Below are 23066 nucleotides of genomic sequence, written 5' to 3'. Positions count from 1 at the left end.
GGTTTGGTTATGCAATATATCATAAGGTTTAAAGGTTCAATAATAGTTACGTAACAGCATAATGTTTAATTTATTTAAAAGCGATAAGGAAAATAAGCCGGCTGACGTAAAGGGCATTCGTTATGAATTGCTTCAGTTTGTTAAGCAGGAATTACAGAAAGCCGAAGGCGGCGAAGGTGGGAATATTAAAGGCTTAAACCTTTATATAGCCTGCCCTGCATCAGAATGCGCCGTGTATGAGGCCGCGATTTATGCGGATGAACCGGAAATTTTTAAGGACGAAGTTCAGCGGATTGCTGATGACTATGCCGTTGCTTTGCCAGAGAATTGGGTAATGGAGGTGGTTATGAACCAGGATTTTCCGCCAGAGGCTGTAAAGTCGAACAAGCTAAATGCCGGGTTCTTTATTAAAACGAGCAAGAACTTTATAAAGCAAACCGCATCTGCTTACGTGCGGGCTTTAAGTGGCGAAACAGATAAACCGGAGTATAACATTACATCCGGCGGGGATAAAATAAATATTGGCCGCGATAAAAAGGCCCAGGCTGATGACGGATTTTTCCGTACCAACCAAATCGCTTTCCCATCTGAAAGCAGCGACGGAAGCAATAAATTTGTGAGCCGCCAACATGCCCATATTGAGTGGAATAATGATGCCGGCAAGTTTATGATATTTGCTGATGAGGGCGGCGTTCCGCCACGTAATAAGATCAAAATACGAAGTGAGAAGAGTGAGGATGTTATAAAATTAAGTTCGACACATATAGGCCACCAGCTACAGGAAGGCGACCAGATCATCTTAGGCGAATCGGCCGTTTTAGAGTTTAGCTATCAACCTGCAACGAATGAGTAAAGTTTTTACGATAACAGAAGGATTAGAGAACCTGGGCGCACTACGCACCGGCGGACAAGGGTCGGTATATAAAGGCAGGCGCATGGGGCCAATACTTACCGCGGTAAAACTGCTGCCAACACCTATATATTCTGAAAGTGAAGAGGATAAGAACTTCCGTAATTTTAAGAACGAAGTAGCCAAGCTGCAAAAGGTTAACGAGATAGCTAACCCAAATGTGGTAAAGTTCCTGAGTTCGGGTATTACAGAAAGTGGGTCACTACCTTATATCGAAATGGAATACATTGAGGGGCCTGATCTGTGCGAACTGCTACAACCGCCTCACGAAAAGATATTCATGCTGCAGGAGGTGATCCGGGTGGCTTATCAGCTGTCAAATGCATTGGCGCACTGCCATCAGCTAGGCATTAAGCATGGCGATATTAAAAGCAATAACGTTAAATACAACATCAATACCGGTAATTATGTGCTGTTAGATTTCGGGATGGCAATATTGACCGAAGAACAGCGCCGTACAAGCATCCGCAATGCGGGAGCTGTAGAGTTTATGGCCCCTGAGCAGCAGGATGGCGATATGTTACAGCAAACAGATGTGTACAGCTTCGGAATAATAATGTATGAATTACTGACCGGGCAGGTGCCGTTTCCGCTTGAGGGCAATAGCGAAACCAACCGGAACCAGGTGATGATAGCGCATTTAGAAGCTCCGATACCCGACCTTTTAACTGCCCGCAAAGCCGCTATGCCCCAAAGCTGGACAGATGAAAAGCAGGCGCAGGAAATGCAGGTGCCGCAATGGCTGTTACAGGTAGTAAATAAATGCCTTGAAAAAAAGCCGGGTAACCGTTATACAAGTGCTGTAGAATTAAAAGAGGCCATAGTGAATGGCAGCCTATCATCAGACACTAAGAGCCAGCAGGGCATTTTATTGACCGAGAACGAACGCCTGCAGGCTGAACTTGACCAACAACGGGAGGCTGAAAAAGATAAAAACAAACTGTTAGCATCATTAGAATCTGTTGCCATAAGTGCAGGGGCAAAATATAATAAAGACGATGGCATTTATGAGCGCAGTAAGTCGCTTGTAGTATTATCAAAAGGTGCTTTTGCCGGTATAATTATCATAGCAATTGCGTTTATGGGCTTGTCTTTATATGCTTTTCTTACTAAAAAAGCCCCTGTTATTGACAGGAGGCCAATTTACACATCAGGCAAAGGTTATTTGCACCCGCCGTATGTTTTAGCCCCTTATGATGAAAAAGCCGCGATTGATGCCATAACCGCGGCGGAGATTAAACGGGTAGCTGCTAAAAAGAAAAAAGCTGCAGATGCTGCCGCGACACCAGCGGAAAAGCCAAAGAAAAGGAAGAAATTCCTGGGGTTATTTTAAAATTTAAAGATTTACACTATACCTTACAGATACCCGGAAGTAAGGATACTTTTGATCAACATCAGCATAGTCCTTATAATATCCGCGGAGGATAAGATATCCCGGTTCTGCCGCTATTGAAAACTTCTTATTCGGGAAAAACCTGAACTCGCTATTCACTGTGTGCAAAAAATAGTGTGATTTATTGCCGTTTATAGTTTGCAGCCATCCGCCACGGTAATCAATACTGGCAAAGATCTTTTCAGATATATTTAGGCCGCCACCGCCGTTAATACTTATACCAGAAGCGTAATTATAACTGCGGCCGAGGTATCTATATTTATCAGGTACAGCGGCCAGTAAAACCGGGCCAAGGCCAAATGTGGTATTTATGGTGAACATTTTGGTGATGTTATATTCAGATAACAGGTTGATCTTAACACTTTGCGCGCCATAAAAGAATGCCTCGTTCCTGATATAATCATAATTTGCTGACAGGACGGCCAGGTGTTGCAGCTTCTCATTAGATTTGATCTCCCAGCCGGCCAGTGAGCCGTATACGTTTACATTGTTTACCAGCGAACTGTCGTCGCTGCCAATTTCGGCAGAAATATAGATATTGCTGAATGGCGTTTCATAATCTTTATAACGGTTACCATAAAGCAACTTTACCCGGCCAAACCAACCAAATTTACCATATTTAATAAAGCTTTTATTGTTGGCATTAAAGCTGCGTGTACCCAGATCAAACTCGGCACTTATGCTTGATGAATCATGTTCGGCTTCCGTGTGATTTACCTTACCCCACTTGCCATCAATAATACGGTTTAGTCCGTTCATGGGGTTTATTAAAAAGCCTGCCACTTCGGTAAGCTGGCGTTTAAAGCCACGGGTGTGGTTATTTACCAACTTGTTTGAGAGCCGGTAACTCATTTCGCCCAGCACTATACCGCCAAAGCTGGTATTAATAAAATCGTTTGGTGAGGGCGCTTCGGTTTCGCCAAAGGTTTCCCATAAATAACTGCCGGCAAATGCCGCCGGTACAGATTGCCAAAAGTCATAGCCATTGGTACGAAAAGCGCTAAAATACAGGCTTCCCTGGTATGGGTGGCCAAATTGGTTAGTTTGAAATATATCTTTATCAAAAGCCCAGTGGGTAGGGCTAAGATTATATTTTATAGTTTCTCCTGTAATGCGTGCATAATCAACATTGGCAATAAAACGATTATAGCTCCATGGAACTACCTGTGCTATGCCTAATTGATAAGCTGCACGCCAAAATCTTTTTGGTTTTGGAGGCAGGGGCTTTAAGCTGATTTGAGGAGCTGTTTTAACAGTGCTGTCAACGAGTTTAGATACATCGCCCGCTGTTTGCGCGCGAGATGATAACGGCACATTAACTAAAATGCTGAATAGGGTGATTGCAAAGGATAGGTAAAGTAGTTTCAATAGCGTTTGGTATAAAAAGTGACAAAGTATCTTCAAATAATTAAATGCGACAGTATTAACACACTGTTAAAAAAATGAACAGTTATAAATGCGAAAAGTTTACAATTTCTTTTAATGCTAATATCAAATTGATTTAAATGGAAACAAGTATAACCGTCTGACCATCGTTAAGTTATGAACTACCAACTGCCAAAAATTCACGACAAACGGGTATTTAACCCAAAAACATGTCTAATCGGATTTAAAGGGCTATTGGTCTATAACTTTAGGGTGCTGGTCTATTGTGTTTTTTTGTTGTAAATGATTGTTGTTCATTTGTTTAAGAAAATCAAACAGAAAACAATATTTAAACAATAAAAAAATTAAAAATGAAAAAGTCAATCACACTATTAACGTTAATTTTAACATTAGGCACAGTTGCTTTCGCTAAAGCACCTGCTGCGGATTTTATTTCAATTACACCATCGCAAAAATCACTGAGCATTGGTGTTAGCGTACAAAAAGAAGATGCAGGCAAATCTGTTGTTACATTTTACAATGAAAGCACTAACACTGCAATGTTTAAAGATAAACTGGCCAGCAAAGGGACAGCAGCAAAAGCTTATTTATTAGATGAGTTGGAATATGGTAACTATACTATTGAAGTTACTACCGATGGACAGACTGTTAAAGAACGGATCTGCGTGTATGATGAAGATGGCAAGAAATCTTATTTTATTTTCCAATAATCAAACAAGCTATAAAAAAATGGCCAGGCTAATCAGCCTGGCCATTTTTTTTATTTTAACTTACCGTTCCAAACCCGTTTAATATACATTATTGTGCAAATAGCACAATTTTCTACCAACATTATACTATATCGGTTCAATAATATGTTTCATGAATACATAGTTTGTATTATTACAACAAACTTATTGAATTTTAAAAGCACTGCTTAAGAATAATATAATATGAAAAAACACCTGTTTGCTATAACTTGGAGTATGGTATTTGTAATGGTAATTACCTCATGTAAAAAAGAGGGAACAAATACCAATACATCTGTCAAAAACCTGGCAACATTAGGGCTATATCAATATTCATCGGGCACATCCAAACGTTTGTTTATCCCTATTACAAAGGTTGGTACACAAACAGTTAACTATTATACCGTTTTTGATACGGGCTCGTCTGGTTTAACTTTAGATGCTACCGGCATTATACCGGCATCTATGATCACATCTAACGGTATACAGGTAAACGGCGACTCGGTAAATGTTAACGGAATAACCATTACTTCAAAAGAATTAGTAATGAGTTTTGGCGATGCTACCAACCTTACTAAAGAGTATGGTAACCTGGCTTATGCTACCTTTACTATTGGCGATGCCAACGGAAACATCGGCACCAAGCGCATCCCTTTCTTTTTGTATTATAAAATCATGAATGAAGTTACCAATACCAAATTGCCTGCCCACTCGGCAGATGTAATGGGTGTAGGGCCGGGTACAAGTTATGCAAGCACGTTAATTGCCAGTCCCCTTAGCTATTTTGACGTGGGTGCAAACCTAACAAAGGGTTTCAGGCTGGCTACGCTTAACGCTTCCAGTTTTACTTCTGCCGGTAATTATGTTGCGGGGTTACTTTCCATTGGCCTAACACCTGTTGATAAGGCCACTTCAACGGGTTTTATAATGCATCCGCTCACGTACAGTACATCAGCCGGTTACTCGCCCAATATTCCGGCAACTATTACTTATAACGGTACCACTACTTCGGCACAGGTATTATTTGATACAGGTAACCCATCGCAAACTATTATTGAGAACACTAAAGAAACAAATGCTATAGGTAACCTGCCGCCAAACTCTACAGTAAAAGTTGTTACTAACATGGGCTTTACCTACACTTATACCACAACAAGTACATCCTATTTAACTACCATACAAAACCCCAACAATACTAATGATTACCGCACCATATTCAGTCTTGATTTTTTTATTGACAATGAGTATTTAACGGATTATACTAATCATGAAATAGGTTTAAAAAACGGTACGCCTTAACAGGAAGCGGAGCGAATTTGTTAACCAAATAATCACGAAGCGAGTTCAGTTTTAAATACAGCGTATATTAAATTATACGCTGTATGTTGACATAAAAAAAGCCCCTTTAAAAAAGAAGCTTATTTTCCATAGGTAGATGGTATATGATGATCAGGCAATAAAGCCCGGGAATTGCGGTTGATTTGCAGGATGATTACTTAAAAAACGCACATTAGCTTTCAAATTATTATATTCTACACGCAACATAGCCCTTATGGATGTTTCTATCTTTTTGATAGGCTGGTTAATATTGATATGTACTATTTTCATACTAGTATATAAACCAATATCGTGCCAAAGCAATCTTAATCGTCATATCTATGATCTTTGTTCCGTTCCGCTGAGAGCGGAACAGAGCTTTGTAGCTAATATTCTATGATTCGCCTTTTAGCATAGTCAGCGAATAAAATGTATCGCGCCAATAAATGCCGCCCTGCTTAAGTGTTAACCATGTGGCCCGCCCTATAATATATACAACAAGTGTAGCTGCAAATGGGATAGCTAATGCATGCCACCATTTACCCGGCAGGATAGGGTTGAGCATATATATAATTTGAAACAGTATTATCAAAGCAGCCATTAAACGAATTGTAAGCGTACCGAATATGAGCATTAATGGCAGCGGTAAGCTGAAAAGAACGAGCGTAAAGAGCCCGCCGAAAACGACCCTTGTAATACTGTAATTGCTGGCGGCAAAGGCATTTTTCATTAAACCGTTAATAAACTGGCTAATGTTTTTATACCATTCCAGGCAAATGTAATGTTCGCCGGACAGGGCATCTGAGCGTAAACCATGTTTTTTTACCGTGTATCCCAGTTTCAAGTCATCATCAGGCCGTAACCTGATCGATTCATGGGTGCCTATCTTTTCATAAGCAACACGATTAATTAAATTAAAGGCCCCTATACCTATAAACGCGCTTGATTTTGGGTTGCTAATATCCCAGGGCCTGAATTGCATCAACATCATTAAAGTGAAAGTGCCCAGCATACTATTTAATGCCTGCGAACGTGATACCACATGCGGTAACACACATAAGTGATCGAGCTTGTTTTTAACAGAATAATTTAATGCTTTGCTAACCGCATCCGGATGAAACTCCACATCAGCATCCGTGAATAATAGCCATTCTTCGGTGCTTGATAAATAGCCCTGGTACAAGGCGTTATTTTTGCCCAGCCATCCATCGGGCAGGGTAGTAACAGTTGTTATGGATAATTGAGGATATTGCAATGCCAAATTGTTCAAAATTTCGGCAGTGCGGTCTGTAGAGCGGTCATTTACTACAATAATGCGATAGTTTTGATAATTGATCTTACAAACACTTATCAGCGCTTTTTCCAGATCTTCTTCCTCGTTTCGTACGGCTATAATTATGGCTACTGAAGGCTCTTTATCAATTAGGGGCTGTTTGCTTAACGATTTTATCCGTCTGATATTTATCAGTAAGTAAATAATAAGCAGTACCCACCAGGTGGTCATGAATATACTGTAGCAAAAAAACGCCATAGCAGTTTAGGTTTCACCAAAGGTGAATAAAATTTATTAAATACGCTTGTTAATAACTGACTTTGCAACCATGCCTAAAAATTATAACCAATTGATAAATAGCTGATGGAGCCTTCTTTTGAATATCCTTTAGAGAACTGGATAGAAATAAGATCGGCCGGGATAAGATAAACCCCGAAACCATAACCATCATGCCATTGCGAGGATGATTCATTTGGCGACCATACCCGGCCCAGGTCATTAAAGCCCAATATACCCACAGAGCCGGGGAACAGGTAGGAGTTAAAGTCGAGCACTTTTAAGCGCAGCTCAAGGTCATTATAAGCCATTGTTTTGCCCGTAAAGCGCCAGGTATGATAACCGCGCAAGGTATGCAGCCCGCCCAGTTTTAATTGCTGGTAATAGGCGGCGTTGCCAATAGTAGTGCCTACACCGGTCCGGTTTGATATTGTGAATACAGAATCTCTCCCCGGGTTGAGGTAAAAATTAAATTCAGATACGATCTGCCCGAAGCGGTCGTCACCATTATTACCTAACTGCTGCAGGCCTTTTATAGTTGTATGCCAGTAAATCCCTTTGGTTGGCCTGTTCGGGTTATTACGTGTATCCAGATCTGTACCGGCAACCAGGCCTGCATAGTATTGGTGTGCGAAAACATTTTCCTGCGGATTGGCAGAATTATAGTCATTTAAAAACTTATGCTGATTTTTATCCAGCGCGCTGGTGTAGTATTGTGCCGCTAAACCGCCATTTACTTTAAAGGAGCCGTAGGTATGGGTCAGTTTTATATCGGCATTAATAAGATCATAACGGTTGCGGTAATACCCTATTTCTTTATTGCCTTTATCTACAAATTGGCTTTCGTTACCTATTCCAAAAAAGTTGTTTACACTGTTGGGCGCCCTTGAGGTAATGTTTATGCTAAGGTCATTATTGCCAATAGCCTTTATAAAATCGCCCTCATAGGTTATCAGGTAAGAACGGCGCTCTAAAGAATAATCTATCAGCAGTTTATGCCGGTAAGCATATGGCTCTTTTTGAAAACCATGTTTGGTATAAGAGAAGCCGCCTATTAATGAAATGCCATAGTCGTTGTTGTAATGGGCCAGGATAATGGGCTCAAACCTATCAAACCGGTAATTATCTTTAACGTAATTATTAACCGTTGTATCTTTTGATAAGCGCAACCTTGCAGCGGAGCTTTCCGGCAGGATGTTCTTTTTATCTGACCGGTCATATATATACAAGTTGCCTTTGTTTTTTACAGTAGGTGCTACAGCAAAGGTATCAACCCCGTTGCCGCCTATCATCCGCACTTTTATGGTTGATCTTCCATCGCCTGTTACCCTGAACACGTCCTTACCATCCAAACCATATAACCTGATCTCTTTGGTAACTGCCGGATCAAAACTGCGGGTATAAACCACCTGTGCTATGCTGTCTTCCTTAGTGATCTTATTTATAGTGACCTTTACCTGTCCGTTGGCTTCTTCCCTGATATCAAAGTTTTCCTTTTTATCAGACATCGGGATCTCTACTATTTGCGACAGAAACTTGTAATACTCAATTCCCTGACTGGTCATGTTATCCCTGCGGGCCTTAACAATACTAATAAGTTGCGGGGCAGATAGTTTGTAGATATCAGCAGGCAATCTTTTAAAAGCATCTTCTATTACCTCATCTGTAAGGTGGGTTTGCACATATGCAATTTGTTCCTTCCAATCGGCCTCATTTAACTGGTTTAAAAAATACCGGTCAAAGTATTGCCCGTTTAAATTCCACGCTTTAATATCCCTTATTTTAGCACTAAAAGGCTGGAATTTTGCCTTTAACCACTGGTGCGATACTATCCACGGAAAAACGCCCGAAGTTTTATAATACACCTGGTCGCGGTCACGCGGGATAGGGGTGTAGAGGGTGCTTTTTCCTTTCTTGTCTTTATTCCATCGCCACTGGTCATCGTGCCGGTCCCAATCGCCTATGATCATATCAAGCAGGCGTGCCCTTAACACCATTTTATCATCAACCCGCACATCGTTATCATCCTTAAGCTTTGCCTGTACCTTAGCGGTATTATCAGTTTTATCAGATTCAAGCGGCTCACGTGCTTCAAACAAGAAAACAGCATTTGCATAATCCTTACGGTATTTACCAAAAGCGGGGTCATCAGGGATGTAAACAATCTCGGGGTTTGAATGCAGTATATGCAAGGCCTCGGCCATTGGCGGAATGGTTAAGGCAGCGAAGGGGTTAGCGGTTGATATTTGATCCTGTAAAATGTCTTTAGCAACGGTTTTACGAAGGTTTGGAGGTAATTTTCTTTCCGGAAATTTTTGTACCGTTCGCAGCACCCATTCCTGCCCGGATGGATCACGCAGCCTCAAAGATTTGGTTTGCATACCACCGCCGGCCTGCAAAATAGTTAAACCGCCTTTTTCTTTTTGCAAATGAAATACCCTTATCTTAACAGGTACCGCCCAAAGCTTGCGGTAATTTTCGCCAAACAGTGCCCGGTGCAGTTTACCTACATGATCATACCCGGGCGCAATGGCTATAGTTATGCTATCGTTTTTAATACTTTGCGCATTCGTATAAAGGCTTGCAGACAGGAAAATAATACTAAAGAGGGTAAAAGTGTGCTTCATTAAATTGCGAGCGGTTAAGTATCGGGTTTAAAGCTGTTGCTTAAGAAGTATTATAATATTCGTATTTAATATCCGTTAAGCTACAATAAGTTACGGACAGATTGTTTTGTTTGGTCAATAATTAACCGTATTTGAGTTAATTATTTTTTCCTGTAAAAATAATTCTTTTAAGTTAATAGATTGTGTATATTTAGGTTGCATTTTTTTTAAATTGATGCATTCCTAAACCTTTACGCTACTGTTAATAAGTAAGTTTGTTTTATTTGTGTTTTACCCTGAATGAAATTTAGATTATTGATGGTGATACTGTTCTTCTCAGTATCACAAAGCCGCGCCCAAAATTGGGATACGCGTTTACTGGCCAAGATCAACCCAAATTCGGGCGTTAATAAAGGCTGGGAGTTTGTATCAAACAAGGCTATCCCTTTATCAGTAGCTACGCCATTTGCCATGTTAGCTGTAGGGATCATTGATAACAATGCGCAGTTAAAGCAAAACGCTATACACACCGGTGTTGCCCTGTTAGCTAACGGGTTATTTACAAGCGCCATTAAAAACAGCATACAGCGCCAGCGCCCGTTTCTTGCAAGGGCAGATATGATAACCCTGCAAGGCCATACAACAGGCTACTCGTTCCCGTCAGGCCATACATCAACTACTTTTTCTGTGGCTACATCGATTAGTCTTTCTTACCCTAAATGGTATGTAATTGCCCCGGCTTATACATTTGCCGCTGCTACAGCCTATTCAAGAATGTATCGTGGCGCGCATTATCCCAGTGACGTACTTGGCGGTGTAATTGTGGGTACAGGTACATCATACCTTACCTGGAAACTTCAAAAACTGTTTTACAAAAAGAATAAAAGTGACAGGGTATACCCCGACAATTAATTATCGTTGGCGCTTAATTTAAAACATCAGTATATTACATAAAGCTGTCCGCTTCGCGGTAGGCTTTAATCAGCGCCAGCTCGCCTTCTTTTCCTTTGCCTGCTACGCCGTGTTCCATACCCATTACGCCTTTGTATCCTTTATTGTAAATGTGCTTAAATATGTTTTTGTAGTTCATTTCGCCGGTGCCGGGTTCGTTACGGCCGGGGTTGTCACCTACCTGGTAGTAAGCAATCTCATCAATAACCAAATCAAGTGTAGGGATAATATTACCCTGGTTACGCTGTACATGGTACATATCATATAAGATCTTACATGATGGGCTGCCCACTGCCTTACAAATAGCATAGGCCTGGTCAGGGGTGCGCAGGAACAGGTCGGGGTTGTCACTCAATGGCTCCAATACCATAATAATACCATGCGGTTCAAGTATGGCAGTTCCCTTTTTTATAGCTTCAATAACGTTGCCAGTTTGAACGCCAATAGGCAGTTTACGCGCAAAATCACCCGGGACTACCGTTACCAGCTTACTGTTAATACGCTTGGCCACTTCAACGGCCTGTTTGCATGATGCTATGAACTTGTCTACCTGGTCGGCCTTGCCTAATGCAAGCATATTGCTATCATTACCCAGGCCCGGTTGTACAAATACACCCATAGCCATACCCAGTTTAGCCAGCGTATCACCTATTTTTTTTTGCTGATCTACGGGGCGACCAGACATGCCATTATCTTCAATAGCGCGGAAGCCCTGTTCATACGCGAATTTTATCTGCTCAACAAAATCATCACCGGCGTGGTTTTTAAACATGCCGTCATGAATCCCATAGTTCATGTTAAAGGGTTTACCCGCAACAGCCGTTACGCCTGCCGGTTCGGCACAGCCGGTAAGCGTAGATGCTTTTAAAACACCCGCTGTAAACAATGATGTGCCTGCAAGTACTGAGCTGTGAACAAAGTTTCTACGTTTCATAGGTTGGGTTTATTTTGGTGTAGCAATATAGGCTTAATGAAGGCATATTCAAAAGCAAAAGTTAAGGAATTGGCAATAGTGCAATTTACTGTTAAGGTATCATAAAAGTTATGATCAAATAAAAAGTCAGGCGGTTGTTTACCTTGTTTTTTTAGATAAAAAGAAGGAGGTGAATGTGCTGTATTTCAAAAATACTTTGAGCAATATTGGCAAAGTGATATTAAATATAAAAATTAATAATAAATTGCTATGTCATTCAGGCTGAGAAATAAGCAAGCTTATTACCAATTATTTGTTTGCATTGTTTAGCCGTTTTGTGAATTATAAACCAATTAAACCCTAAATACAATGAGTATTACTATTGAACGTAACAAACTTTTTTGGGCAAGCTGTTTAGCCTTGCTTGTAACTGCACTTTCTTTTGGCATCCGGGCGGGCATTATGAATAAGCTGGGTACCAACTTTAATTTAAGTACCCAGCAACTTGGCGTAATTACAGCTGCCGCATTCTGGGGTTTCCCCCTGGCTATAGTTGTGGGTGGCTTTATAGTTGACATTATCGGTATGAAAAAATTATTGGTAATGGCATTTGTGCTTCATCTGGCAGGGATCTTACTTACGGTTTTTGCAACCGGATACTGGACCTTGTTTATATCGACACTGTTAATTGGCATTGCCAACGGAACTGTTGAAGCAGCTTGTAACCCATTAGTAGCATCATTATTTACTGATAATAAGACCACCAAGCTAAACCATTTTCACTTGTGGTTTCCGGGCGGTATTGTTATAGGTACCCTGCTTGTTTTGCTGTTAAACTATGTTAATATAGGCTGGCAGGTGCAAGTAGCTGTAATGATAATACCTACGTTAATATATGGTTACCTGTTCTATACTTTAAAGTTCCCTGTTACTGAAAGGGTTGCTTCGGGCTATTCCACAAAAGATATGTATAAGGCCACGTTCCTGTCGCCATTGTTTATTTTTATGTTCATATGTATGTTTGGTACCGCGGTTACCGAGCTATTTACCGGCCAGTGGATAGATGTTTTATTAAAGAATGTAACCAGTAATGCCATTTTAATTTTAACACTTACAACAGGTGTTATGGTAATAGGCAGGGCATTTGCAGGCCCCATAGTGCACAGGTTTTCTCCGCAGGGCGTATTGTTAATGTCATCTGTTGTGGCTGCTATAGGCTTATACCTGTTAAGTACATTAACCGGAAACGCGGTGTTTTTTGCAGCGTTGGTTTTTGGAGTAGGGGTATGTTACTTTTGGCCAACCATGATTGGTTTTGTTGCCGAAAATATTCCAAAATCAGGGGCTTTAGGTTTAAACATGCTGGGTGGCGCAGGTATGTTTGCAGTATCTATATACAGTATTTTTATGGGTAAATATTATGATGACCTGGTTGTAAAGCATTTACCGGCAGGTTCTAATGCTACCGGCGAAGCACTTGAAACAGCCAAGAGTTTAGCCGGCCCCGAGGTGCTGAGGCTAACGCTTATTATACCAATAATATTAATTGTAGCTTTTACTTTATTAACTCTTTATATGCGGGGCCGGAAAAAAGAAGTTCCCGTAATGGCGGTTGAACCCAGTTTATAAGCCTGATTTAATTTCAGTTAAATAAATGGCTGCAGTTTGGCCGGTAGTGGTTAAACTGCAGCTATTTTTAGCATTTAATTACTGTCTTATGTACAATTATCAATATCTTAGTAAAACAGTTAACTATTCCCAGTAATTAACTGTTAACCAATTATAAGTTATGCGCCTTAAAATATGTATTTCAATTTTACTGTTATTTATTTTACAGCAAGGTTTATATGCACAAAAAAGTAGCTATCAGTTCTCTCATTTAGATATTACCAACGGTTTATCTGATAACCAGGTCAATTGTATTTTAAAGGACGACAAAGGCTTTATGTGGTTTGGCACAACATCGGGCCTTAACCGGTACGATGGTTTTAAGATAAAAGTATTTAAGCGCGATGCTAAAAATACCAATTCGCTGATAGAGAACCATGTGATGCATATTAACCAGGGCCCTGAGAAAAAGCTATGGATATTTACGCATAACAACATCAGCATATATGACCCCGCTACAGAAAAGATCTCTAATAAAGTAGCCGACGAAGCATTGCGCTACAACATTCCCACTAACCAAATAACAAAGGTAGAAAAGGATAAACAAGGAAACTTTTGGTTTACCACAAATAAGAGAGGATTGTATTGCTATAATCCCAAAACCAAATCTTCTGTTTTTTACAGCACATCGGCAAAATCGGCAGTAGTGCTTCATTCAAACCATATAATGGATATTGTTGCTACCCAGCAAAATAGCGTATGGTTAATATATAATGATGGTGTAATTGATAAGCTTGATACTAAAGCAAACAAAATTGTTCACAGATATGATGGTTTGACCAAATCAGTAAACAACAAGCCGAAGAATTATATCATGATGATGGATAATAAACAGAACTTGTGGGTATGCTCTGATGCGGCCCCAATTGGGGTTTATTGTTACAATACAACTGCTAAAACGCTGAAGCATTATAGTAAAGATACGCCCCAGGGTAAACTTAATTCAAATGTGGTAACCAGCATTGTACAGGCAGATGATAATAAGATCTGGATAGGATCTGACCACGGCGGCATTAACGTTATTGACCCTTTAACAGATAACGTTACTTATATATTAAGCAAGCCGGATGATGATAAATCATTAAGCGGCAACAGTGTTTACCTTTATAAAGATAATACGGGCATTATTTGGGCCGGTACATTTAAACAGGGAATTAACTACTACCACAGTGGTATAATGCAGTTTCCGCTTTACAGGCATTTTACTACAGATCCTAAAAGTTTGCCTTTTGAAGACATTAACTCTTTTGAGGAAGACGCGTACCAAAATTTATGGATAGGTACAAACGGCAACGGATTAGTGTATTTTAACAGGGCAGCAAACACTTATACGCAGTACAAGCATGACCCTTCAAACCCTAACAGTTTATCAAATGATATAATTGTAAGATTATATATTGACAGGCACCATAAACTATGGATAGGGACTTACTTTGGCGGCCTGGATTGTTTTGATGGTAAAACGTTTACTCACTATCGCCATAATGAAAAAGACCCGGGCAGTATCACAGATGATCGCATATATACTATAATTGAAGATGCCGCGGGCGAAATGTGGGTTGGTACCTTCTCCGGCGGATTTAATGTTTTTGATCCGAAAACTAATTCCTTCCGGCACCCAAAATATCCCATGACGTCTGAATATACCTCAGTGATATTTGAAGATAAGCAGCAAAATAAATGGATAGGAAGGGATAAGGGGGTAGATGTTATTCAAAAAGGGACAAATAAGATCAAGCATTATTCATTTGAGCCTAAAAACCTGAACAGCCTGGTGGGTAACGATGTAAATACAATTACGCAGGACAGGAGAGGGTTAATTTGGATAGGAACAAAAGACGGCTTAAGTATTTTAAACACGGCAACAAACAATTTCCTGAATATAGAAGAGGGGGTAAACTTACCGGCCAACAACGTATCAAATATTATTGAGGATAAGCAGGGCAGGATGTGGGTAAGTACAACAAACGGACTTGCAAGTATTAAACTGAGCGAGGTTGGTGGTAAGTATAAAGTTCAGATCAATAACTATAACGAATTGGATGGGCTGCAGGGCAGGGCTTTTAATTTGTATGCCGCCCTTAGGTTAAAAAGTGGCGAATTGGTTTTTGGAGGGATCCGTGGTTTTAATTTATTTGATCCGGAGGTTTTAAATACCTACAAACCAAAACCGAGCCTGGTATTTACCGATCTGCATTTATTTAATAAAACGGTTGCCGCCGGCGATACAATAAACGGCTCAGTAATACTCACAAAAGCTCTTTCCGAAACAAAGGAACTTACGCTAGAACATAATCAGAATGTTTTTGATATTGAATTTGCGGCATGCGATTATTTTAATCCCGATAAAATAAAGTTCGAATACAAACTTGAAGGCTTTGATAAAGGCTGGATAACGGTGGCAGGCAACAATCGTAAGGCAACCTATACCAACCTTGATGGCGGCGATTATGTATTTAAAGTGCGCACGCATAACGTAAACGCTACGGGTAAGGATGATACCATTTCGCTTAAAATAACGGTATTGCCACCTTTCTTTAAGTCGCCATTGGCATATGTAAGTTACTTTGTGTTATTGATAGGCGGGTTGTTTTTTATACGGCACCGTGGTATCCTGAAGTTAAAACGCCAGTTTGAAACGCAGCAGGCAGAGATAGAAGCAGAAAGGAAAATTGCACAGGAACGCGAAGAAGCTCGCCGTATGCATCAGCTTGATCTGATGAAGATCAAATTCTTCACCAATGTAAGTCACGAGTTTAGAACGCCTTTGTCATTGATCTTATCGCCAATTGATAACTTAATTAAAGCCTCAGATAAACCCAATGAACAAAACCAGCTGGCAACAATAAAAAGGAATGGAAAACGCCTGCTTAACCTGGTTAACCAGTTGCTTGATTTCCGGAAGATGGAATACAATGAGCTTAAGCTCTCCTTAAAAAAAGGAGACATTATACATTTTATTAAAGAGGTTTCCGCTTCGTTTAAAGATGTAGCCCATCAAAAGAAAATTCAGTTTCTTATTGAAAGTGAAATATCAGCATATGTTACCAATTTTGATCACGATAAAATAGAACGGATACTTTTTAACCTGCTTTCAAACGCGTTTAAGTTTACACCATCGGGCGGGCACATTAGCGTTATGCTAAGCCTGTCAGCAATAAATGATGATGTAGAAGGCCAATCTATGCTTGAGATAAAAGTAATAGATACGGGTATAGGTATCCCGAAAGAAAACCAGGAAAAGGTATTTGAGCGGTTTTTTCAGGATGATATGCCCGAGAATTTGTTAAATCAGGGCAGCGGGATAGGACTGTCTATTACCAAAGAGTTTGTTAAGATGCAGGGAGGAACTATACAGATTGAAAGTGAACCTGATTACGGCAGCTGCTTTACAATTAGCCTGCCGGTTGGGCAACAGTGCGATGAGCTGCCGGTTATTGATGCGATACAGGAGGAACCATTGGCGGTTATTTTAAAGAACCCGGAAACAGCACCGGGATCAGCCAGGAAACCTACCATATTGTTAGTTGAAGATAACGATGATCTTAGATTTTATCTAAAAGATAATTTAAAGAACAGCTTTCATATAATAGAAGCGGTAAACGGTAAAGACGGCTGGCAAAAAGCGCTTGCAATGCACCCTAAGCTAATTGTTAGCGATATAAGCATGCCCGAAATGAATGGCATAGAGTTATGTAAAAAAATAAAAGCGGACGCACGTACGGCGCAGATCCCGGTTATTTTATTAACAGCGCTATCTACAGAAGAAGACCAGTTAGCTGGTTTGGATAGCGGCGCCAATGATTATATTGTAAAACCTTTCAACTTTGAGATCCTGCTTTCAAAAATCCACAACTCATTACGAATGCAGCAAACATTTAAAAATACCTATCAAAAGCAGGTAGATATAAATGCCCAGGAAATAGATGTTGTATCTGAAGACCAAAAGTTTCTGAAAAATACACTGGCCTGCATAGAGGAAAATATTACCAATCATAATTTCTCTGTAGAAGAATTAAGCAGGCAAATGTCATTAAGCCGGGTTTCTTTGTATAAAAGATTATTAACCCTTACCGGCAAAACACCTGTTGATTGTATTCGCACCATTCGTTTAAAGCGTGCCGTACAATTATTGGAGAAAAGCCAGCTGAGTATAGCAAGTGTAGCGTATGAGGTTGGTTTTAATAATCCAACTTATTTTTCAAAAGTATTTAAAGAAGAATACGGCACGCTGCCATCAGAGTATGTGAATGAATATCGTAAAAGGGAAAAAGAACTTTTAGAAACTGTTCAATAGATTTTTACTCAATCAGTGTTATTGCACTGTTTCTTCACCCTATATATCCTAAGCTAATATTAGCTGTGCAACAGTCGAAAATCTGTACAATTCTCACCTTCAGCCACCCCGGTTTTGAAGCATTTTACTATGTTTTAATTGTATGGTACGCTCGTATGTACAAATAGCAAAATTTAAAAGTTTTTAAACAACTAAAAATTATTGCTTGTAACTGTCTGTTTATAAGTATTTTAAGCTGCGTTAACATTTGTTGTATAAACATTAACATTTGTGGTATAGTATAAAATTATACTCTCATACATTTATTGCGCTGTAATAAGCGAGTCCTGTATAGCAGGATTAACCAATAGAAACCAATTTAACTTAATATTAAAGTATGATGAGAAAACTACAATTTAAAAATGTTGTGGTATTTATGGGAATCTGTTTATCATTTCTGATGATAAGCATATCCGCCTATGCCCAAACCCGTGAAATCACAGGTAAGGTAACAGCAGCCACAGATGGTGCAACAATCCCGGGTGCCACCGTCAGATTAAAAGGTACTACTACTGGTACAGTAACTGACGTTAACGGCTCTTTCAAATTATCAGTTCCAGGTAATTCAACACTTGTTGTAAGTATTCTGGGATTTGAGCCGCAAGAACTTCAGGTAGGCGCAAGTAGTGTTTACAATGTAAGGCTTGCAGCTAATGTGAGTAAACTAAATGAAGTGGTTGTAGTAGCTACAGGTTATGGTACATCCAGAAAAAGAGATGTTACAGGCTCCATAAGTTCAGTTACTGCAGATCAGGTTTCAAAAGTTCCGGTTGTGGCTTTAGACCAGGCATTACAGGGCCGGGCATCAGGTGTACAGGTAACCAATAATGATGGTGCACCGGGCAACAGTGTTACTGTGCTCATAAGGGGCGTTGGTAGCCTTGGCAATAATGACCCTTTATATGTAGTTGATGGTTACCCAATAACCGGTGGCCTTAACAACATTAACCCTAATGATATCGCATCTATGGATATCTTAAAAGATGCATCAGCAACCGCAATTTACGGTGTGCGTGCATCAAACGGTGTTGTTATCATCACTACTAAAAAGGGCCGTAAAGATGGTGTGCAGGTATCTTTAGATGCATACACCTCCATACAATCCGAACCTAAGAAGTATAAAGTATTAAATGCCGAGCAGTGGGCTACACTTGCAAACGAAAATTCAAAAATAGAAAATGGTTTTACACCACTGCCTGAGTGGAGCAACCCATCAGCTTTACGGAATGTCGATTGGCAGGATGCGGTTTATCGCCAGGGCTTAAAGCAAAATTACAATATTGCTATCCGTGGTGGTAATGATAAGGTGCAGTCGGCGTTTTCAGCTGGTTATTATAATCAAAAGGGTATAGTACTGGGTTCATATTTTAAAAGATATAACCTGGGTATGAACATAGATTATACCGTTAACAGTTGGTTAAGATCATCATCAAGTGCTAAATATTCAAGACAGGATAACAATAACCCTTTCGGAACCGGATCTTTAGCCACTCTTACGGAATTAATACCAACCATTACAGGTAATAAACTTACAGATCAGGTAAAGGATGCTAACGGTAATTATGGGTTTTATAACCCAGTAAATACCTATACAAAAAGCTGGAATAACCCGGTTTATGGTATTGAAACACAAGATTCCAAAAACTTATCAAATTACTTCTTAGGTACAAGCTCATTAGAAGCTACCATTATAGAGGGCCTTAAAATTAAAACCAACTTAGGTATTAATTCAAGTGATTACTCCGGGTATTATTTTACCCCGTCAGATACCCGCGCCATTCAGCAATATGGTGTTGGTAACCAAAGCACTTTTAATACTTACTCTCAAAGTGCCAATAATTCTTTTGAATGGCTGTGGGAGAATACCATTTCATACAATAAATCTTTTGGAAAACACAGTATAGATTTTGTAGGTGGTGTATCTCAGCAGGAAAACACATTCAGGAATGTAGGTGGCAATGGTAACCAGTTACCAAGTGATTTTATCAGGGATTTGAGCCAGGTTAAAAATCTTGTTGCCTTTGGCGGCCAGCAAACTTATACACTTGCCTCGCAATTTGCCAGGTTGAACTACAAATTTGCCGACAAATATTTATTAACTGCTACGGTAAGGCGAGATGGTTCATCAAAGTTCTATGAAGGGCATCAATATGGTGTATTCCCATCTGGTTCAATAGCATGGCGAGCAAAAGAAGAAGACTTTTTAAAGAATGTTAACTTTCTGTCAGACCTGAAATTCAGAGGTAGCTATGGCGAAGTAGGAAACCAGTCAGGTATCCCGTTATTTCAATATTTAGGCCGCTATACATCAGGTGGCCCGGCCAGTTCTGGTACCAACGTAGGGTATCCTTTCAACAAAACTTATCAGGATGGATTAGCCTATGTGAATTTGGATAATACAAATTTGAGATGGGAAACATCAAGGCAAACAGATATAGGTATGGATATCGCCTTTTTAAATAATGATCTTACATTAACTGTTGATTATTACAGAAAAGATTCAAAAGATTTCTTGTTACCTATTCCAACGCCTACACAAACAGGCTTGGCATCATCATCTCAAAACGTGGGCAGTATCCGCAACCAGGGTTTTGAAATTGCTTTAAATTACAGGCATAGCATAAAAGATTTCAACTATGGTATAGGGGTAAACATTACAACTGTTGATAACAAACTTTTAAGCATTAACAGAAGCACCAATTTTATCTCGAATCTGGTTAATTTAACTACACCAGCCAACGGATGGCAAAACTTTAGCCGTACAAACATAGGCCAGCCTGTGGGAGAGTTTTTTGGATACCAATCTCTTGGTATCTTTCAAACCAAGGCCGAAATTGATGCCTTAAATGCTAAGTCACCTACGGGTTATTACCAGGTTGCATCTACACAGCCCGGCGACCGTAAATTCAAAGATATAAACGGTGATGGCCAGGTAACTGCAGATGACAGAACAAGCTTAGGAAGCCCGATCCCTAAATTTTATGGTGGCTTTAATTTAGATGCTTCTTATAAAGCGTTTGATTTTAACGCGTTCTTTTATGGCAGCTACGGAAACAAAATTTTCAATTACCAGGCAAGGAACCTGGAAAGTTTTCAGGCACCAGGTTTTGTTGGGATCCAGAATGTTAGTCAGGAATATTACCTGAACCGCTGGACAACCACCAACCCATCAAACCGTTACGCAAGGACTACTTACAATGATGACGTAACCGGTAATAATGTTGCATCAAGCGTGTATGTAGAAAATGGCAGTTACCTGCGTTTAAGGAACGTTACGTTAGGCTATACTTTACCTGCTGCGTTAAGTAAAAAGATATCGGTTACTAAAGTAAGATTATATGTAGCTGCGCAAAACTTGTTCACAATTACAAAGTACACCGGGCTTGATCCTGAAATTGGTCAGGCAACGGGTACCGATCCTAACAACAACAATAGTTCAGCCAGTGGCCCAACAGCATCGGGCGTAGATGTGGGTACTTACCCTACATCTAAATTTTTCACATTAGGTTTAAATGTAACTTTTTAATAACATTTAAAATAACAGACATAAATGAAGATTAATAAATACATATATATAATGTCAGTAGGACTGGCAGTATTATTTCCATTAAGCTGTAAAAAGGACTTCTTGAATCAAACCGATTCCAGGAATCCCACATCACAGGTTTTGTTTAACAAACCCGAAGACGGGATTGCCCTTGTAAACGCTATTTACGATACATACCAAAATGCCGATCTGTTAAAGAAATCGCTTTGGTACTATGCCAATTTTCAAACACATGATTTTTTTAACTGGGGAGCAGACAGGTTTTATAACACCTATGCAATTCCATCAACCTTTGGCGCAATCCAGGTTTTTTGGCAGCGCGCTTATGTGGGTATAGCCAGGGCAAATTCAGCCATCCCTATTATTGCCAAAATGAAGGCAGATGGTATTCTTGATGCAAGTTTAGCAGATCGCTTAACTGGTGAAGTTTACTATCTAAGAGGGATGACTTATTATTATCTGGCCGCCAGCTTTGGAGGCGTTCCATTAGAGTTAACAACAGGGGCAAATGCCGGTTTAACTCCAAGAAGCAGCCAGGACGAGGTATTTGCACAAGTAGAATCTGATTTAAAAACAGCAGCGGGATTGTTGCCCTGGAAAGAAAGTTTGCCAACCTCAGAGATAGGAAGGGCTACAAAAGGCGCAGCATTAGGTTATTTAGGATCTGCACAAATGTGGTTGAAAAAATATACTGAGGCTTTAGCATCTTATAACCAGCTTAACGGTAAGTATACTTTAATGCCAAAGTTTATTGATGTTCATGAATATATTAATCAAAACAATCAGGAATCACTTTTTGAAGTGCAGTTTATTGTAGCTGGTACACAAAGCTGGGGAAATGGTAATGAAGTAGCCTGGATAGGTTCTTTTGGTATGCCAGAAGAAGTAACAAATTTTGGGTACGATTATGCAAACGCCGGATTGTATACTTCTTTTCAGGATGGCGATCAGCGTAAGGCAGCTACAATTATTGGCCCCGGTGATGAAAACCCAAGTCCGGGTATTAAAGCTAACGGTGGTATCGCCGCTTATCCATTGGTTATTGCAGGCTTTGCCAGTACAGACCCGGCTGTTAAAGCAAAATATACAGGCGATGACGGCAAGATCATTAACACTTGCGGAACCAAGACACGCCCATGGGTTGGATCAGATAATTCACAACTGCGTACAGGATACTATAATGAGAAAATGTGGCGCGATCCATCAATTACCGGAAACTCAGGTAGCCAGGTAATTTTTGGGGCCCAAAACCAGGTATTGTTACGTTATTCCGAAGTATTACTGAGCAAGGCAGAGTGCCAGATCAGAACAGGTGACGTACCAGGAGGCTTGGCTACTTTGAAAATTGTTAGAGACCGCGCCTTTGGAGGTGCTGCACCTGTTATATTTATGAGCGAGGGAAAAGTTGTAACAGATCCTTTGCAGATGGTATACAGCGAATACAGGCATGAACTATCGGCTGAATATTCTACTTTTTATGATTTAAGAAGAGCTGGTGTAGCTACAGACTTTGTGAAACAAGTTTATGGAGTTACCATTCCTGCAGGCCGTGAATTATACCCTATCCCTCAGTATGAAATTGGGCTTAATCCAAACCTTACACAAAACCCCGGTTATTAATATATTGGGTTTAATGAAAAAACTTCTCTGAAAATGAGAGGCCTTTTTTAAATGCTTAGCTGTTGTTGCAGCTAAGCATTTAAGGTTAATAAGTAGTGCGGTAAATTATTAGTATTAGTATATGAAAGATGTTAATTTTAAT

Annotated in this window: 14 protein-coding genes; 9 read left to right on the top strand and 5 right to left on the bottom strand. The window is 40.0% G+C overall.

Annotated features, from left to right (window positions below):
- Window positions 1–61 precede the first annotated feature (61 nt).
- A complete protein-coding gene (locus tag WC743_RS07090) occupies window positions 62–853 on the top strand; it encodes an FHA domain-containing protein (RefSeq protein WP_373011181.1) in 792 nt (263 codons plus the stop codon).
- Window positions 846–2243 (top strand): serine/threonine protein kinase, encoded by a 1398-nt coding sequence (locus WC743_RS07085; protein ID WP_373011180.1) that lies wholly within the window; start codon window positions 846–848, stop codon window positions 2241–2243. The genes WC743_RS07090 and WC743_RS07085 overlap by 8 nt, the downstream gene beginning before the upstream one ends.
- Before the next feature lie 3 nt (window positions 2244–2246).
- On the opposite strand, the gene WC743_RS07080 is transcribed toward WC743_RS07085, so the two are convergent.
- A complete protein-coding gene (locus tag WC743_RS07080; protein ID WP_373011179.1) occupies window positions 2247–3671 on the bottom strand; it encodes a DUF3943 domain-containing protein in 1425 nt (474 codons plus the stop codon).
- Window positions 3672–4039: 368 nt separating this feature from the next.
- Here WC743_RS07080 and WC743_RS07075 point away from each other — a divergent pair, with 368 nt between their 5' ends.
- Together WC743_RS07075 and WC743_RS07070 are read left to right on the top strand one after the other, a co-directional pair.
- On the top strand, window positions 4040–4399 hold the full coding sequence (locus WC743_RS07075; protein WP_373011178.1) for a hypothetical protein: 360 nt from the start codon (window positions 4040–4042) through the stop codon (window positions 4397–4399).
- Between the two features lie 222 nt (window positions 4400–4621).
- Window positions 4622–5716, top strand: a complete 1095-nt coding sequence (locus WC743_RS07070; protein WP_373011177.1) for a hypothetical protein — start codon at window positions 4622–4624, stop codon at window positions 5714–5716.
- A 150-nt stretch (window positions 5717–5866) separates the two neighbouring features.
- Here the strand turns inward: WC743_RS07070 and WC743_RS07065 are convergent, their stop codons facing one another.
- The 3 genes from WC743_RS07065 to WC743_RS07055 all read right to left on the bottom strand — a co-directional run bounded on the left by WC743_RS07065 (window position 5867) and on the right by WC743_RS07055 (window position 9910).
- Entirely contained in the window at window positions 5867–6025 is a 159-nt protein-coding gene (locus tag WC743_RS07065; RefSeq protein WP_373011176.1) for a hypothetical protein, read from the bottom strand.
- Window positions 6026–6128: 103 nt separating this feature from the next.
- Window positions 6129–7265, bottom strand: a complete 1137-nt coding sequence (locus tag WC743_RS07060) for a glycosyltransferase family 2 protein (RefSeq protein ID WP_373011175.1) — start codon at window positions 7263–7265, stop codon at window positions 6129–6131.
- Window positions 7266–7339: 74 nt separating this feature from the next.
- Window positions 7340–9910: a hypothetical protein gene (locus WC743_RS07055; RefSeq protein WP_373011174.1), complete on the bottom strand. Its 2571-nt coding sequence runs from the start codon at window positions 9908–9910 to the stop codon at window positions 7340–7342.
- Window positions 9911–10189: 279 nt separating this feature from the next.
- Here WC743_RS07055 and WC743_RS07050 point away from each other — a divergent pair, with 279 nt between their 5' ends.
- A complete protein-coding gene (locus tag WC743_RS07050) occupies window positions 10190–10801 on the top strand; it encodes a phosphatase PAP2 family protein (protein ID WP_373011173.1) in 612 nt (203 codons plus the stop codon).
- 34 nt (window positions 10802–10835) lie between these two features.
- Here the strand turns inward: WC743_RS07050 and WC743_RS07045 are convergent, their stop codons facing one another.
- Window positions 10836–11774, bottom strand: coding sequence for a hydroxypyruvate isomerase family protein (locus WC743_RS07045; RefSeq protein ID WP_373011172.1), 939 nt, complete (start codon window positions 11772–11774; stop codon window positions 10836–10838).
- Window positions 11775–12122: 348 nt separating this feature from the next.
- Between WC743_RS07045 and WC743_RS07040 the strand changes: the two genes are divergently transcribed.
- The 4 genes from WC743_RS07040 (at window position 12123) to WC743_RS07025 (ending at window position 22924) form a co-directional block, all read left to right on the top strand.
- Window positions 12123–13382, top strand: coding sequence for a sugar MFS transporter (locus tag WC743_RS07040; protein ID WP_373011171.1), 1260 nt, complete (start codon window positions 12123–12125; stop codon window positions 13380–13382).
- 160 nt (window positions 13383–13542) lie between these two features.
- Window positions 13543–17718: a two-component regulator propeller domain-containing protein gene (locus WC743_RS07035; RefSeq protein ID WP_373011170.1), complete on the top strand. Its 4176-nt coding sequence runs from the start codon at window positions 13543–13545 to the stop codon at window positions 17716–17718.
- 376 nt (window positions 17719–18094) lie between these two features.
- The gene (locus tag WC743_RS07030) at window positions 18095–21283 is read left to right on the top strand and encodes a SusC/RagA family TonB-linked outer membrane protein (RefSeq protein ID WP_373011169.1); all 3189 of its coding nucleotides are present in this window, start codon (window positions 18095–18097) and stop codon (window positions 21281–21283) included.
- Window positions 21284–21334: 51 nt separating this feature from the next.
- Window positions 21335–22924 carry a RagB/SusD family nutrient uptake outer membrane protein gene (locus tag WC743_RS07025; protein ID WP_373011168.1) on the top strand — a complete coding sequence of 530 codons (1590 nt, stop codon included), beginning with the start codon at window positions 21335–21337 and terminating at the stop codon, window positions 22922–22924.
- Window positions 22925–23066 lie beyond the last annotated feature (142 nt).

Origin of the sequence: Mucilaginibacter sp., assembly GCF_041660805.1 — a bacterium.
Classification (GTDB): Bacteria; Bacteroidota; Bacteroidia; order Sphingobacteriales; family Sphingobacteriaceae; genus Mucilaginibacter.
This window is presented reverse-complemented; position numbering and strand designations above follow the sequence as displayed.

Bases quoted from the DNA above. Each gene is read 5' to 3' on its own strand.
- WC743_RS07085 (WP_373011180.1), top strand. From the start codon at position 846: ATGAGTAAAGTTTTTACGATAACAGAAGGATTAGAGAACCTGGGCGCA.
- WC743_RS07035 (WP_373011170.1), top strand. From the start codon at position 13,543: ATGCGCCTTAAAATATGTATTTCAATTTTACTGTTATTTATTTTACAG.
- WC743_RS07055 (WP_373011174.1), bottom strand. From the start codon at position 9,910: ATGAAGCACACTTTTACCCTCTTTAGTATTATTTTCCTGTCTGCAAGC.
- WC743_RS07075 (WP_373011178.1), top strand. From the start codon at position 4,040: ATGAAAAAGTCAATCACACTATTAACGTTAATTTTAACATTAGGCACA.
- WC743_RS07045 (WP_373011172.1), bottom strand. From the start codon at position 11,774: ATGAAACGTAGAAACTTTGTTCACAGCTCAGTACTTGCAGGCACATCA.
- WC743_RS07050 (WP_373011173.1), top strand. From the start codon at position 10,190: ATGAAATTTAGATTATTGATGGTGATACTGTTCTTCTCAGTATCACAA.
- WC743_RS07065 (WP_373011176.1), bottom strand. From the start codon at position 6,025: ATGAAAATAGTACATATCAATATTAACCAGCCTATCAAAAAGATAGAA.
- WC743_RS07070 (WP_373011177.1), top strand. From the start codon at position 4,622: ATGAAAAAACACCTGTTTGCTATAACTTGGAGTATGGTATTTGTAATG.
- WC743_RS07060 (WP_373011175.1), bottom strand. From the start codon at position 7,265: ATGGCGTTTTTTTGCTACAGTATATTCATGACCACCTGGTGGGTACTG.
- WC743_RS07030 (WP_373011169.1), top strand. From the start codon at position 18,095: ATGATGAGAAAACTACAATTTAAAAATGTTGTGGTATTTATGGGAATC.
- WC743_RS07040 (WP_373011171.1), top strand. From the start codon at position 12,123: ATGAGTATTACTATTGAACGTAACAAACTTTTTTGGGCAAGCTGTTTA.
- WC743_RS07025 (WP_373011168.1), top strand. From the start codon at position 21,335: ATGTCAGTAGGACTGGCAGTATTATTTCCATTAAGCTGTAAAAAGGAC.
- WC743_RS07090 (WP_373011181.1), top strand. From the start codon at position 62: ATGTTTAATTTATTTAAAAGCGATAAGGAAAATAAGCCGGCTGACGTA.